The sequence below is a fragment of the Vibrio sp. ZF57 genome (genome assembly GCF_001691235.1).
GTDB lineage: Bacteria > Pseudomonadota > Gammaproteobacteria > Enterobacterales > Vibrionaceae > Vibrio > Vibrio crassostreae_C.
Genome location: NZ_MAKD01000075.1, coordinates 149,606 through 162,111, shown reverse-complemented (window position 1 = coordinate 162,111; position 12,506 = coordinate 149,606). Strand labels below are relative to the sequence as shown.

At 45.1% G+C, this 12,506-nt stretch carries 20 protein-coding genes; all 20 read right to left on the bottom strand.

Translation table 11 applies throughout. From position 1 onward, the window contains the following. Nucleotides 1-9: 9 nt before the first annotated feature. The 20 genes from rplN to A6D97_RS10050 all read right to left on the bottom strand — a co-directional run bounded on the left by rplN (nt 10) and on the right by A6D97_RS10050 (nt 12,403). Nucleotides 10-381: a 50S ribosomal protein L14 gene (rplN, locus tag A6D97_RS10145; RefSeq protein ID WP_004736740.1), complete on the bottom strand. Its 372-nt coding sequence runs from the start codon at nt 379-381 to the stop codon at nt 10-12. 162 nt (nt 382-543) lie between these two features. Next, nucleotides 544-798, bottom strand: coding sequence for a 30S ribosomal protein S17 (rpsQ, locus tag A6D97_RS10140; protein WP_004736739.1), 255 nt, complete (start codon nt 796-798; stop codon nt 544-546). Continuing rightward, entirely contained in the window at nt 798-989 is a 192-nt protein-coding gene (gene rpmC, locus A6D97_RS10135) for a 50S ribosomal protein L29 (protein WP_004736737.1), read from the bottom strand. The genes rpsQ and rpmC overlap by 1 nt, the downstream gene beginning before the upstream one ends. Then, nucleotides 989-1,399 carry a 50S ribosomal protein L16 gene (rplP, locus tag A6D97_RS10130; RefSeq protein ID WP_004736736.1) on the bottom strand — a complete coding sequence of 137 codons (411 nt, stop codon included), beginning with the start codon at nt 1,397-1,399 and terminating at the stop codon, nt 989-991. The genes rpmC and rplP overlap by 1 nt, the downstream gene beginning before the upstream one ends. An 11-nt stretch (nt 1,400-1,410) precedes the next feature. Further along, nucleotides 1,411-2,109 carry a 30S ribosomal protein S3 gene (rpsC, locus tag A6D97_RS10125; RefSeq protein WP_004736734.1) on the bottom strand — a complete coding sequence of 233 codons (699 nt, stop codon included), beginning with the start codon at nt 2,107-2,109 and terminating at the stop codon, nt 1,411-1,413. Nucleotides 2,110-2,127: 18 nt separating this feature from the next. Further along, a complete protein-coding gene (rplV, locus tag A6D97_RS10120; RefSeq protein WP_004736732.1) occupies nt 2,128-2,460 on the bottom strand; it encodes a 50S ribosomal protein L22 in 333 nt (110 codons plus the stop codon). Between the two features lie 10 nt (nt 2,461-2,470). Then, the gene (gene rpsS, locus A6D97_RS10115; protein WP_004736729.1) at nt 2,471-2,749 is read right to left on the bottom strand and encodes a 30S ribosomal protein S19; all 279 of its coding nucleotides are present in this window, start codon (nt 2,747-2,749) and stop codon (nt 2,471-2,473) included. A gap of 19 nt (nt 2,750-2,768) precedes the next feature. Continuing rightward, nucleotides 2,769-3,593, bottom strand: a complete 825-nt coding sequence (rplB, locus tag A6D97_RS10110; protein ID WP_010435149.1) for a 50S ribosomal protein L2 — start codon at nt 3,591-3,593, stop codon at nt 2,769-2,771. 14 nt (nt 3,594-3,607) lie between these two features. Further along, a complete protein-coding gene (rplW, locus tag A6D97_RS10105) occupies nt 3,608-3,910 on the bottom strand; it encodes a 50S ribosomal protein L23 (protein WP_004736765.1) in 303 nt (100 codons plus the stop codon). After that, nucleotides 3,907-4,509, bottom strand: coding sequence for a 50S ribosomal protein L4 (gene rplD / locus A6D97_RS10100; protein ID WP_004738803.1), 603 nt, complete (start codon nt 4,507-4,509; stop codon nt 3,907-3,909). The genes rplW and rplD overlap by 4 nt, the downstream gene beginning before the upstream one ends. 16 nt (nt 4,510-4,525) lie before the next feature. After that, the gene (gene rplC / locus A6D97_RS10095) at nt 4,526-5,155 is read right to left on the bottom strand and encodes a 50S ribosomal protein L3 (RefSeq protein WP_004736763.1); all 630 of its coding nucleotides are present in this window, start codon (nt 5,153-5,155) and stop codon (nt 4,526-4,528) included. Nucleotides 5,156-5,169: 14 nt separating this feature from the next. Beyond that, nucleotides 5,170-5,481, bottom strand: coding sequence for a 30S ribosomal protein S10 (rpsJ, locus tag A6D97_RS10090; RefSeq protein ID WP_004736761.1), 312 nt, complete (start codon nt 5,479-5,481; stop codon nt 5,170-5,172). A gap of 446 nt (nt 5,482-5,927) precedes the next feature. Beyond that, nucleotides 5,928-7,112, bottom strand: coding sequence for an elongation factor Tu (gene tuf, locus A6D97_RS10085; RefSeq protein ID WP_010435158.1), 1,185 nt, complete (start codon nt 7,110-7,112; stop codon nt 5,928-5,930). 147 nt (nt 7,113-7,259) lie between these two features. After that, nucleotides 7,260-9,356 carry an elongation factor G gene (gene fusA / locus A6D97_RS10080; RefSeq protein WP_065584305.1) on the bottom strand — a complete coding sequence of 699 codons (2,097 nt, stop codon included), beginning with the start codon at nt 9,354-9,356 and terminating at the stop codon, nt 7,260-7,262. A gap of 166 nt (nt 9,357-9,522) precedes the next feature. Then, the gene (rpsG, locus tag A6D97_RS10075) at nt 9,523-9,993 is read right to left on the bottom strand and encodes a 30S ribosomal protein S7 (RefSeq protein WP_010435163.1); all 471 of its coding nucleotides are present in this window, start codon (nt 9,991-9,993) and stop codon (nt 9,523-9,525) included. 107 nt (nt 9,994-10,100) lie between these two features. After that, nucleotides 10,101-10,475: a 30S ribosomal protein S12 gene (gene rpsL, locus A6D97_RS10070; RefSeq protein ID WP_004737194.1), complete on the bottom strand. Its 375-nt coding sequence runs from the start codon at nt 10,473-10,475 to the stop codon at nt 10,101-10,103. A 182-nt stretch (nt 10,476-10,657) separates the two neighbouring features. Continuing rightward, entirely contained in the window at nt 10,658-10,933 is a 276-nt protein-coding gene (gene tusB, locus A6D97_RS10065; protein WP_017063711.1) for a sulfurtransferase complex subunit TusB, read from the bottom strand. A gap of 8 nt (nt 10,934-10,941) precedes the next feature. Then, complete coding sequence (tusC, locus tag A6D97_RS10060) at nt 10,942-11,298, bottom strand: sulfurtransferase complex subunit TusC (protein WP_017063710.1); 357 nt, start codon at nt 11,296-11,298, stop codon at nt 10,942-10,944. Continuing rightward, nucleotides 11,295-11,684 carry a sulfurtransferase complex subunit TusD gene (tusD, locus tag A6D97_RS10055; protein WP_017063709.1) on the bottom strand — a complete coding sequence of 130 codons (390 nt, stop codon included), beginning with the start codon at nt 11,682-11,684 and terminating at the stop codon, nt 11,295-11,297. Before tusD ends, tusC begins: the two co-directional genes overlap by 4 nt. Continuing rightward, nucleotides 11,678-12,403, bottom strand: a complete 726-nt coding sequence (locus A6D97_RS10050) for a transcriptional regulator (protein ID WP_004729851.1) — start codon at nt 12,401-12,403, stop codon at nt 11,678-11,680. Before A6D97_RS10050 ends, tusD begins: the two co-directional genes overlap by 7 nt. Between the last annotated feature and the right edge of the window lie 103 nt (nt 12,404-12,506).

Sequence of the window (12,506 nt, the reverse complement as noted above, 5' to 3'; positions counted from 1 at the left end):
TGCCGCTCCTTACAGAACTTCAGGTGCTAGTGATACAATCTTCATGAATTTCGCGTTACGAAGTTCACGAGTCACAGGACCAAAGATACGTGTGCCGACTGGTTGCTCAGTAGTGTCATTTAACAATACACAAGCATTACTGTCGAAGCGAATGACAGAACCGTCTGGGCGACGAACGCCTTTACGGGTGCGCACTACTACCGCCTTCAGAACATCACCTTTCTTTACTTTACCGCGAGGAATCGCTTCCTTCACTGTAACCTTGATGACGTCACCGATATGTGCATAACGGCGGTGAGAGCCACCCAGAACCTTAATACACATTACCTTGCGCGCGCCAGAGTTATCTGCTGCGTCAAGTGTACTTTGCATCTGGATCATTGTTAGTGCTCCGCTAAATATTAAAACTAGACCCTCTCGGGTCGGGCTGCCTCTTTAAAAGGGACGCGAATTGTACCACCCTTTTTTAAAATTGGGTAGACAAAAAACAAGCGGCTCCAAAAAATAATTTGGAGCCGCTTATAAGTTATAGAATTACAAAGATTAAATCTTCGCTTTTTCTAGAACTTTAACCAATGTCCAAGACTTAGTCTTAGACAGAGGACGACACTCAGCGATTTCAACTTTGTCGCCTAGGCCACAAGTGTTGTCTTCGTCGTGTGCGTGTACTTTAGTCGTGCGTTTGATGAACTTACCGTAAATTGGGTGTTTTACAGTGCGTTCAATAGCAACAACGATAGACTTGTCCATCTTGTCGCTTACTACACGGCCTTGCTGGATGCGGTTAGTTTCGCTCATTATGCGCCTGCCTTTTCAGTCAAAACAGTTTTCACACGTGCGATGTCACGGCGTACAGCTTTTAGAGTATGAGTTTGCTGAAGTTGACCAGTTGCAGCTTGCATGCGCAAGTTGAACTGTTCACGTAGCAAATTCAATAGCTCAGCGTTAAGCTCTTCAACGTTCTTTTCGCGTAGATCTTGTGCTTTCATCACATCACCTGCTTAGTTACAAAAGTAGTTTTAACAGGCAGTTTACGTGCCGCTAGGCGGAACGCTTCACGTGCCAACTCTTCAGGTACGCCATTCATCTCGTACATAACTTTGCCTGGTTGGATTTGAGCAACCCAGTACGCAACTGAACCTTTACCTTTACCTTGACGAACTTCAAGAGGCTTTTCAGTAATTGGCTTGTCTGGGAATACACGAATCCAGATTTGACCTTGACGCTTAATGTGACGTGTCATAGCACGACGTGCCGCTTCGATTTGACGTGCAGTCAGACGACCACGGCCAACAGCTTTAAGACCGAATTCGCCGAAGCTTACTTCAGTACCTTTAGCTAGACCACGGTTACGACCAGTCATAACCTTGCGGAACTTAGTACGTTTTGGTTGTAGCATCGTTCGACTCCTTACTTACGGCCTTTACGCTGCTTCTTAGGCTTATCGCCTTTTGGCTCTACTGCGTTAGCAGCTGGCATACCGCCTAGAATCTCACCTTTGAAGATCCAAACTTTAATGCCGATCACACCGTATTGAGTGTGAGCCGAAGAAGTTGCGTAATCAATGTCTGCACGTAGAGTGTGTAGAGGCACACGGCCTTCACGGTACCACTCAGAACGTGCGATTTCAGCACCGCCAAGACGGCCGCCTACTTGTACTTTGATGCCTTTAGCGCCTAGACGCATAGCATTTTGTACCGCACGCTTCATTGCACGACGGAACATAACACGACGCTCTAGTTGAGACGCGATGCTATCAGCTACAAGCTGACCATCTAGCTCAGGCTTACGTACTTCAGCGATGTTAATTTGCGCTGGTACACCTGCGATTTTAGCTACAGCTGCGCGTAGCTTCTCTACGTCTTCACCTTTCTTACCGATAACAACGCCAGGACGAGCAGTGTGAATAGTCACACGGATGCTCTTAGCTGGACGCTCGATAACGATACGAGATAATGATGCTTTTTGTAGTTCCTTTGTAAGGAACTGACGTACCTTGAAGTCGCCGTCTAGGTTGTCAGCGAATTCGTTGGTATTAGCAAACCATGTAGCATTCCAAGGCTTAACGATGCCAAGACGAATACCATTAGGATGTACTTTCTGACCCATTGCTTACTCTCCTAGTCTTTAGCGATCTGCTACAACAATAGTGATGTGGCTTGAACGCTTCAAGATACGATCCGCACGACCTTTAGCACGAGGCATAATACGCTTCATGATAGGGCCCTCATCTACGAAGATTTTAGCGACATTTAGATCGTCGATATCTGCACCTTCGTTATGTTCCGCGTTAGCGATAGCTGACTCAAGAACCTTCTTAACTAATACAGCAGCTTTTTTGTTGCTGAAAGTTAGAATTTCTAGAGCTTGGTCTACCGACTTACCGCGAATTTGGTCTGCAACTAAGCGAGCTTTCTGTGGAGAAATACGAGCAAAGTTATGTTTAGCTAAAGCTTCCATCATCTACTCCTTATTTCTTCTTAGCTTTCTTATCTGCAGCATGACCGCGATAAGTACGAGTTGGTGCAAATTCGCCCAGTTTGTGACCGATCATTTCTTCGGTAACGAAAACTGGAACGTGCTGACGACCATTATGGACAGCGATGGTCAAACCAATCATTGTTGGGATGATCATTGAGCGACGGGACCAAGTCTTAATAGGCTTTTTGTCTCCGCTTTCCACCGCTTTCTCTACCTTCTTCAGCAAGTGTAGGTCAATAAAAGGACCTTTCTTGAGAGAACGTGGCATGGCGATTCCTCTTTATAAATTATTTAGTGCGACGACGTACGATGTACTTGTCAGTGCGCTTGTTCTTACGAGTCTTGAAGCCCTTAGTAGGAACGCCCCAAGGAGAAACTGGGTGACGACCACCAGATGTGCGGCCTTCACCACCACCATGTGGGTGATCCACCGGGTTCATTACTACACCACGTACGGTTGGACGTACGCCGCGCCAGCGTGAAGCACCAGCTTTACCAAGTTCACGTAGCATATGCTCAGAGTTACCAACTTCACCGATCGTTGCACGACCTTCAGAAAGAACTTTGCGCATCTCACCAGAACGTAGACGGATAGTTACGTATGCACCATCGCGAGCGATGATTTGAGCATAAGCACCAGCCGAACGAGCTAGTTGAGCACCTTTACCAGGCTTAAGTTCAACACAGTGTACAGTAGAACCTACTGGGATGTTGCGCATCGGCAGAGTGTTACCTGCTTTGATTGCAGCATCTACGCCAGATTGAATCTGGTCGCCTGCGTTAACACCTTTAGGTGCAATGATGTAACGACGCTCACCGTCTGCGTACAGAACTAGAGCGATGTTAGCACTACGGTTTGGATCGTATTCTAGACGCTCAACTTTCGCTGGGATGCCATCTTTAGTACGTTTGAAGTCAATTACACGGTAATGGTGCTTATGACCACCACCGATGTGACGTACTGTAATACGACCGTTGTTGTTACGACCACCGTTCTTAGAGTTTTTCTCTAGAAGTGGTGCGTATGGCTTACCCTTGTGTAGGTCAGCGTTAACAACTTTAACGACGTGACGACGACCAGGGGAAGTCGGCTTACATTTAACAATAGCCATTTTTACTACTCCTGTTATTCCGCGCCGCCAACGAAGTCAAGATCTTGACCTTCTTTCAAAGTAACGTAGGCTTTCTTAACGTCTGAACGACGGCCTTCACGCATACCTTGACGTTTGGTCTTACCCTTTAATACAAGAGTATTTACAGACTTAACTTCAACTTCAAATAGCTTTTCTACAGCTGCTTTGATCTCTTTCTTAGTTGCATCTTTAGCTACTTTGAAAACGATAGTGTTCGCTTTCTCAGCTGCCATAGTTGCTTTTTCAGAGATGTGCGGAGCACGTAGAACTTTTAAGATACGCTCTTCAGTGATCATGCTAGCATCTCCTCAACTTGCTTAACTGCGTCAGCAGTCATTAGAACCTTGTCGAAAGCGATTAGTGATACTGGATCAACACCAGCAACATCACGTGCATCTACTTTGTATAGGTTACGAGCAGCTAAGAATAGATTTTCATCTACTTCGCCAGTCACAATCAGAACGTCGCTTAGCTCAAGCTCTTTAAGCTTAGCTACAAGTTCTTTTGTTTTTGGTGCTTCTACAGAGAAGTTATCAACAACGATTAAACGCTCTTGACGAACTAGCTCAGAAAGAATGCTCTTCATAGCACCGCGGTACATTTTTTTGTTTACTTTTTGGCTGTGATCTTGTGGTTTCGCAGCAAAAGTAACACCACCTGTACGCCAGATTGGGCTACGAATTGTACCAGCACGTGCGCGGCCAGTACCTTTTTGACGCCATGGCTTAGCGCCACCGCCAGATACTTCAGAACGAGTCTTTTGAGCACGAGTACCTTGACGAGCACCTGCTGCATATGCAACAACTACTTGGTGTACAAGAGCTTCGTTGAAGTCACGTCCGAAAGTAGTCTCGGAAACAGTTAGTGCATCAGCACCTTTAACCATCAATTCCATTACTTACTCCTAGACGTTATGCTTTAACAGCAGGTTTTACGATCACGTTTCCGCCTGTTGAGCCCGGTACTGCACCTTTAATAAGGAGTAGATTGCGCTCAGCGTCAACACGTACGATCTCTAGGTTTTGAGTCGTTACACGCTCAGCACCCATGTGACCTGCCATTTTCTTGCCTTTAAACACGCGGCCTGGAGTTTGACATTGGCCAATTGAACCCGGTGCGCGGTGAGACAAAGAGTTACCGTGAGTCATATCTTGAGTAGAGAAGTTCCAACGCTTGATAGCGCCTTGGAAGCCTTTACCTTTAGATGTACCAGTAACGTCTACTTTTTTAATTTCGTTGAAAAGTTCTACGTTTAGCTCAGCGCCAACTTCAAACTCTTCGCCGTTTTCTAAACGGAATTCCCAAAGACCGCGACCTGCTTCTACACCCGCTTTCGCGAAGTGACCAGCTTCAGGTTTAGTTACACGGTTAGCTTTCTTAGCACCAGTAGTTACTTGGATTGCTGCGTAGCCGTCTGTCTCAAGAGTTTTAACTTGAGAAATACGGTTCGCTTCAACCTCAACAACAGTTACTGGGATAGAAACGCCTTCTTCAGTAAATACGCGGGTCATACCCACTTTACGTCCGACTAGACCAATCATTATTCTTATCTCCCTTAACCTAGGCTGATTTGAACATCAACGCCAGCTGCAAGATCAAGACGCATTAGAGCATCAACAGTTTTATCTGTTGGCTCAACGATGTCGATCAAACGCTTGTGAGTACGGATTTCGTACTGATCACGTGCATCTTTGTTGACGTGTGGAGAGGTAAGAACAGTGAAACGCTCTTTACGAGTAGGAAGTGGAATAGGACCACGAACCTGTGCGCCAGTACGTTTTGCTGTTTCAACGATTTCCGCAGTTGAAGCATCGATTAGCTTGTAATCAAACGCTTTAAGGCGGATACGAATACGTTGGTTCTGCATGAGACAGAGCTCCAATTATTAAAAATTACACAAACAATATCGCCACTCAAACCCGATAAAACGAGAGAATGCCGATTGATTTATGTGAAACCGTAGCACCCAAAATTAGGACGCATTGTCAGTTAACTTTTGAAGTAAACAAGAAGTTTACTATTTTTATTAACCGCGAACATAAGCTGAGTATACATTACTAGGTAAGACCTACTCCTCAGTGCTCATTGGTTCACAACCAGCGTTAGCCAGTGCGATGCATTATACAGATCACACTTTAGTATGCAAGTAGTGTTGGAAAAATAATCGCAATTTATTGGAAGTTGGTTTTGTATCGAGAGGGAAGAAGATAGATGGAAGGTAATATTTCTTTTGAGAAAACAAAAGGGAAGCCGAAGCTCCCCTTTTCAGATGCGTGCTCTTCTAATGAAGAGAGTGCAAAAATCTAAATGCTATTAAGCGAAGATTTTAGCTACAACACCAGCACCAACTGTACGGCCACCTTCGCGGATTGCGAAACGTAGACCTTCGTCCATTGCGATTGGAGCGATTAGCTCAACAGTCATTTGAACGTTGTCACCTGGCATTACCATTTCTACGCCTTCTGGTAGAGTGATGTCGCCTGTTACGTCAGTTGTACGGAAGTAGAACTGTGGACGGTAACCTTTGAAGAAAGGAGTGTGACGGCCGCCTTCGTCTTTAGAAAGTACGTATACTTCAGACTCAAACTTAGTGTGTGGGTTGATAGAACCTTTCGCAGAAAGTACTTGACCACGTTCAACGTCATCACGCTTAGTACCACGTAGAAGTGCACCAACGTTCTCACCTGCACGACCTTCGTCAAGCAGTTTACGGAACATTTCAACACCAGTACAAGTAGTAAGAGTAGTCTCTTTGATACCAACGATTTCTACTTCGTCACCTACACGTAGGATACCGCGCTCGATACGACCAGTTACAACAGTACCACGACCTTGAATTGAGAATACATCTTCAATTGGTAGTAGGAACGGTTGGTCAACTGCACGCTCTGGCTCAGGAATGTAAGAATCTAGTGCTTCTGCAAGCTCAACGATCTTGTCTTCCCACTGCTTCTCGCCGTTTAGTGCGCCAAGTGCAGAACCTTGGATAACTGGTAGGTCATCACCTGGGAAGTCGTATTCAGAAAGAAGTTCACGAACTTCCATCTCAACTAGCTCAAGTAGCTCTTCGTCATCAACCATGTCACATTTGTTCATGAATACGATGATGTAAGGGATACCAACTTGACGACCAAGTAGGATGTGCTCACGAGTTTGAGGCATAGGGCCGTCAGTCGCAGCAACAACTAGGATACCGCCGTCCATTTGTGCAGCACCAGTGATCATGTTTTTAACATAATCCGCGTGTCCTGGACAGTCTACGTGTGCGTAGTGACGTGCTGGAGTGTCGTACTCAACGTGAGAAGTTGCGATTGTGATACCGCGCTCACGCTCTTCTGGAGCGTTATCGATAGATGCGAAATCTTTAGCAACACCGCCGTATACTTTTGCAAGAGTAGTACAGATAGCAGCAGTTAGAGTTGTTTTACCGTGGTCAACGTGGCCGATAGTACCAACGTTTACGTGCGGTTTCGTACGTTCAAATTTTTCTTTAGACACAATCGTGTTCCTTCCTAGTTATGATTCGCCACGTTCATTATTGAGCGAGACGCGCCAGAAATTGCTATTTTATGCGCCAACTCTCGTTAGCGCAATATTTGGACGCATTGTTCTTTCAAAAAATGAAAAAAAATGCCTTCCTTTTGTTTAACCACGCTCTGCAATGATTGCTTTTGCAACATTGTTAGGCACTTCAGCGTACTCACTAAACTCCATAGAGTAAGAAGCACGACCTTGTGTCGCAGAACGTAAATCAGTTGCGTAACCGAACATGACAGACAACGGAACTTGTGCACGAATTATCTTCAGGCCAGCTGTCCCCTCGTCCATACCTTCGATGATGCCGCGACGACGGTTAATATCGCCAACAACGTCACCCATCCAGTCTTCTGGAGTAGTTACTTCAACTTTCATCATAGGCTCAAGCAGAACCGGTTGCGCTTCAAGTGCACCCGCTCTGAAAGCCATAGAGGCAGCGATTGTAAACGCCATCTCACTTGAATCTGTTTCATGGTAAGAACCATCATATAGTGTAGCTTTGATATCCAAAACTGGATAGCCAGCAAGCACACCATTGTTCATCTGCTCTTCAACGCCTTTAGCAACTGAAGCGATAAACTCTTTCGGTACGATACCATTGGCAATTTCATCCACAAAGACAAAGCCTTCGCCAGCTTCTGATGGTTCTAGTTTCAGCCATACGTGACCGTACTGACCTTTACCACCATGTTCACGGATAAATTTACCTTCCGCTTTCGCTGTACCACGAATAGTCTCACGGTAAGCCACTTGCGGGTTACCAACGTTGCAGTTCACGCTAAATTCGCGCTTCATACGGTCAACGATGATATCTAAGTGTAGTTCACCCATACCAGAAATCAGAGTCTGGCCAGTTTCCGCATCCATATCAACGCGGAACGATGGGTCTTCCGCTGCTAGTTTACCTAGAGCGATAGTCATTTTATCTTGATCAGCTTGAGAGCTTGGCTCTACAACGATCTGAATAACTGGGTCTGGGAACTCCATGCGCTCAAGAACAATCTTATGGTTCTGGTCACAAAGGGTTTCACCAGTAGTTACATCTTTCAGACCAATGATGGCTGCGATGTCACCTGCTCGTACTTCTTTTACTTCTTCACGCTTGTTTGAGTGCATTTGAACAATGCGACCTAAGCGTTCACGTTGTTTCTTCACAGAGTTGTAAGCAGTTTTACCGCTTTCTACAACACCAGAGTAAACACGGATGAAGGTAAGAGTACCAACAAATGGGTCTGTTGCGATCTTAAATGCTAGCGCTGAGAACGGTTCTTTGTCGTCCGCGTGACGCTCTGCTTCATTCTCGTCTTCATCGATACCTTTAATTGCAGGCACATCGACTGGAGAAGGAAGGAAATCAACAACTGCATCTAGAACAGCTTGTACACCTTTGTTTTTGAATGCACTACCACAAGTAGCAAGTACAATTTCATTATTAAGGGTACGAGTACGAAGACCTTGTTTGATTTCAGCTTCTGTTAGTTCACCTTCTTCAAGGTACTTATCCATCAGCTCTTCATTTGCTTCTGCAGCAGCTTCAACAAGTTCTGTACGATATTCTTCAGCCATTTCTTGCATGTCTGCAGGAATATCTTCGTATGTGAAAGTCATGCCTTGGTCAGCTTCGTTCCAGTTAATTGCCTTCATCTTGATAAGATCGACAACGCCTTGGAAGTTTTCTTCAGCACCAATGTTCAGTTGAATTGGAACAGGAGTTGCGCCTAAGCGATCCTTGATCTGTTCAACTACGCGCAAGAAGTCTGCGCCGGTACGGTCCATTTTATTAACGAAAACCATACGTGGAACTTGGTACTTATCAGCTTGACGCCATACTGTCTCTGACTGAGGTTCAACACCAGATGAGCCACAGAACACAACAACTGCACCATCAAGTACACGCAAAGAACGTTCTACTTCGATTGTGAAGTCAACGTGTCCAGGAGTGTCGATGATGTTGATACGGTGGTCCGAGAACTGAGCTTCCATACCACGCCAAAACGTAGTGGTTGCTGCTGAAGTGATCGTAATACCGCGCTCTTGCTCTTGCTCCATCCAGTCCATGGTTGCTGCACCATCGTGAACTTCGCCGATTTTGTGAGAAAGACCGGTATAGAACAGAATACGTTCACTTGTGGTTGTTTTACCTGCATCTACGTGAGCAACGATACCGATATTACGGTATTGCTCTATAGGAGTTTTACGAGCCACGGTTGAATCCTCTTATTAGAGACTTAGGGACTATTGCTATGTCTAGATTATGCCTTAAAAGCGATGCTTCGCTAAAAATTGCTTGCCCTAGAAATAGCAATAGTTCCTAGCATAAGCATAGGAACTAAAGAAGTGCTGCAAGGAACCTTGCAGCACTAAAAAGGTATTACCAACGGTAATGTGCGAACGCTTTGTTTGCGTCAGCCATGCGGTGAACGTCTTCACGTTTCTTAACCGCAGTACCTTTGTTCTCAGACGCGTCTAGCATTTCAGCAGCTAGGCGTTGAGCCATAGATTTTTCACCACGCTTACGCGCAGCTTCAACTACCCAACGCATAGCAAGAGCGTTACGGCGAACCGGACGAACTTCTACAGGTACTTGGTAAGTTGAACCACCTACACGGCGAGATTTAACTTCTACCGCTGGGCGAACATTTTCAAGAGCTTCTTCAAATACAGCTAAGTGGTCTTTACCAGACTTCTCAGCCATTGAATCTAGTGCAGTGTAAACGATTTTTTCTGCAGTAGATTTCTTTCCGTCAACCATAAGGATGTTAACGAATTTTGCCAGCAATTCAGATTTGAACTTAGGATCTGGAAGGATCTTACGCTGACCTATTACGCGACGACGTGGCATGGATATTCTCCGTTGTCTTCTTCAGGTTTTTTCCAAAACTTTTCAGAATAATAAATAAAATAGTGTTTGGCCTTACTTAACGATTTCTTTTTAAAAAAGAGAATCAATTAAGACTTAGGACGTTTCACACCGTACTTAGAACGACCTTGTTTACGGTCGTTAACGCCAGCACAGTCAAGTGCGCCGCGAACAGTGTGGTAACGAACACCCGGAAGGTCTTTTACACGACCGCCACGGATTAGTACAACACTGTGCTCTTGTAGGTTGTGGCCTTCACCGCCGATGTACGAAGTTACTTCGAAACCGTTAGTTAGACGTACACGACATACTTTACGTAGTGCCGAGTTAGGTTTTTTAGGTGTAGTAGTGTAAACACGAGTACATACACCACGTTTTTGTGGGCACGCTTCTAGTGCAGGCACGTTGCTTTTAACAACTTGCTTTACACGAGGTTTGCGAACCAACTGGTTAATAGTTGCCATTAACTAGCTCCTGAAATTTACTTGAAAGTAAGCTTTGTGAAAAATCTATCCCTAATCACAAGTCGTAATTAGGGACGCAAAATTCTATTCAGCAGTGGGAGGTGTGTCAAGAAATATACAGATCTTTTTTAGCCGTCTAGAGCTCAGGATGGTCTACTTTTAACCAAACTGATAAAACACAGCTACCAAGTGACTGATTTGTCGTTCAAAACCGTCAGTTTAACGAAGCCATCGAAGTCAACTTGATCAATGGTACTTGAGACAAGTAGTTGTAAACCTCGGCTATCGAGATCTGGTTTTAACACCGACACCTGCTCTACTGCGCAGATTTGAGTGAATAACTCATGATTGGGAAGGCAAACATACACCGCATCTTCCACCAAAAGATACTGATCTTGTGGCTGAGAATAGGTCAATGCGAGTTTAAGTTTGTCGACTGATTTTACAATATGAAGCATAGCGTCCCCTAGAAAGTCAGTATCTGTTGGCACTGAGCTAACTTCTGCGTTAACTCGTCGGCTTCAACGGTGGTCACATCGATCAGCAGGTTGTCTGCTGAAAGACCAAACTGACTCAGACTACGCTGACACACATACACCTGTTCGATGTCGTACAGGTCCATAAGTTTGAATGCAGAGATGTAGTCACGCGATAGTGTTTCGTCGGGCTGCTGCGCTTTGAGAAGCTGTGTCACGCCATCGCCAACAAAGAACACGGCAATGTCTTCACTATATGCGGACGCAGCAAGCAGGGCGTCTAACCCTTCTCTACCCGCAGCGGTCGTATGAGGGAAACTGTTAAATATAAAGGCTAACTTTCTCAAAACTGCACAACCCTATCTTGCGTTAGTAGCGCTTCCGATAAGCTCCCTAATCCGGCTTGAGTAAATCCAGTGGCTAGGTTAGAGGCACTTAGTTGATGTTGCTCTGCTTCTTCAGAGCTAATCACTCCGCGTCTTAGCGCAGCTGCCACACAGGTTTCAAGGCTAACATCGTGTTCATCAGCCAGCTTTTGCCAAGCAGAAGCTAAATCAAATTCATCGTTAGCCGGTACGGTAAGGTCTGAGCCGTTACTCACGCCATCTTGATAGAAGAACACACTGTGAAGTTTGTGGCCCTGTTTAATCAGAGCCACGGCAAACTGGTAGGCACTTCTTGCTGACTGTGAGCCATAGACTGGCCCATTCACTAGGAGTGTATAGCTTAGCAACCCTCTTCATCCTCTGTTTTACGTTGGCGGATGTATAGGTACACGGTGTGCTTAGAGATGTTCAGTCGCTCAGCAACGCGGTTGATCGCGTCTTTAATATCGAAAATACCTTTGTCGTACAGCTCCATCACGATCTGACGGTTCTTAGTATTGTTCGATACCGATTTGTCAGCGTTAATTTCTTCAATGGTGCGTTCAACCGTTTGGTCGACAAGTTCTTCAACGTCACTAGCGAAGTTAACCGATGATGCGGCTTCGTCTGCGTCTTGTGTAGGCATGAACGATTGCAGCACTTGTGAGAATGGCGCGTCTAGATTCACGTTAATACACAGTAGGCCAATCACTCGGTCTTCACCGTTGCGGATAGCAACCGTGATCGACTTCATCAACACTCCGCCTTTAGCGCGAGTGAAGTATGAACGTGAGAAGTTACGCTTAGAACCTTCAATATCTTTTAGCATCTTCAATGCAAGATCGGTAATCGGCGAGCCAACCTGACGACCTGTATTTTCGCCGTTGGCAATTTTAATCGCAGAAGTATTGAGGTCTTCTAAAGAGTGCAAAACGATTTCACAAAACGGACCAATAAGGCTCGCAATACCGTCAACAACGGCCTCATAAGATCTTAGAATGATTTTATCGTGTTCACTGAATGGCATAACGTGGACTGATTCCATTTCAAGTAACACATCTGCATTGACTGTTTCTGTAGTAGTCACTTATTCCTTACCTTCGTGTGAAAAATCAACAAATTTATGTAAGTTTATCAGAAAATTTTAATTGCACACCTAGCTAACATTGCAACTAGTGATTTAGAACAAG

Coding starts and splice junctions, on each gene's coding strand:
- rplN (WP_004736740.1), bottom strand. CDS start 381: ATGATCCAGATGCAAAGTACACTTGACGCAGCAGATAACTCTGGCGCG.
- rpsQ (WP_004736739.1), bottom strand. CDS start 798: ATGAGCGAAACTAACCGCATCCAGCAAGGCCGTGTAGTAAGCGACAAG.
- rpmC (WP_004736737.1), bottom strand. CDS start 989: ATGAAAGCACAAGATCTACGCGAAAAGAACGTTGAAGAGCTTAACGCT.
- rplP (WP_004736736.1), bottom strand. CDS start 1,399: ATGCTACAACCAAAACGTACTAAGTTCCGCAAGGTTATGACTGGTCGT.
- rpsC (WP_004736734.1), bottom strand. CDS start 2,109: ATGGGTCAGAAAGTACATCCTAATGGTATTCGTCTTGGCATCGTTAAG.
- rplV (WP_004736732.1), bottom strand. CDS start 2,460: ATGGAAGCTTTAGCTAAACATAACTTTGCTCGTATTTCTCCACAGAAA.
- rpsS (WP_004736729.1), bottom strand. CDS start 2,749: ATGCCACGTTCTCTCAAGAAAGGTCCTTTTATTGACCTACACTTGCTG.
- rplB (WP_010435149.1), bottom strand. CDS start 3,593: ATGGCTATTGTTAAATGTAAGCCGACTTCCCCTGGTCGTCGTCACGTC.
- rplW (WP_004736765.1), bottom strand. CDS start 3,910: ATGATCACTGAAGAGCGTATCTTAAAAGTTCTACGTGCTCCGCACATC.
- rplD (WP_004738803.1), bottom strand. CDS start 4,509: ATGGAATTGATGGTTAAAGGTGCTGATGCACTAACTGTTTCCGAGACT.
- rplC (WP_004736763.1), bottom strand. CDS start 5,155: ATGATTGGTCTAGTCGGACGTAAAGTGGGTATGACCCGCGTATTTACT.
- rpsJ (WP_004736761.1), bottom strand. CDS start 5,481: ATGCAGAACCAACGTATTCGTATCCGCCTTAAAGCGTTTGATTACAAG.
- rpsG (WP_010435163.1), bottom strand. CDS start 9,993: ATGCCACGTCGTCGCGTAATAGGTCAGCGTAAGATCCTTCCAGATCCT.
- rpsL (WP_004737194.1), bottom strand. CDS start 10,475: ATGGCAACTATTAACCAGTTGGTTCGCAAACCTCGTGTAAAGCAAGTT.
- tusB (WP_017063711.1), bottom strand. CDS start 10,933: ATGCTTCATATTGTAAAATCAGTCGACAAACTTAAACTCGCATTGACC.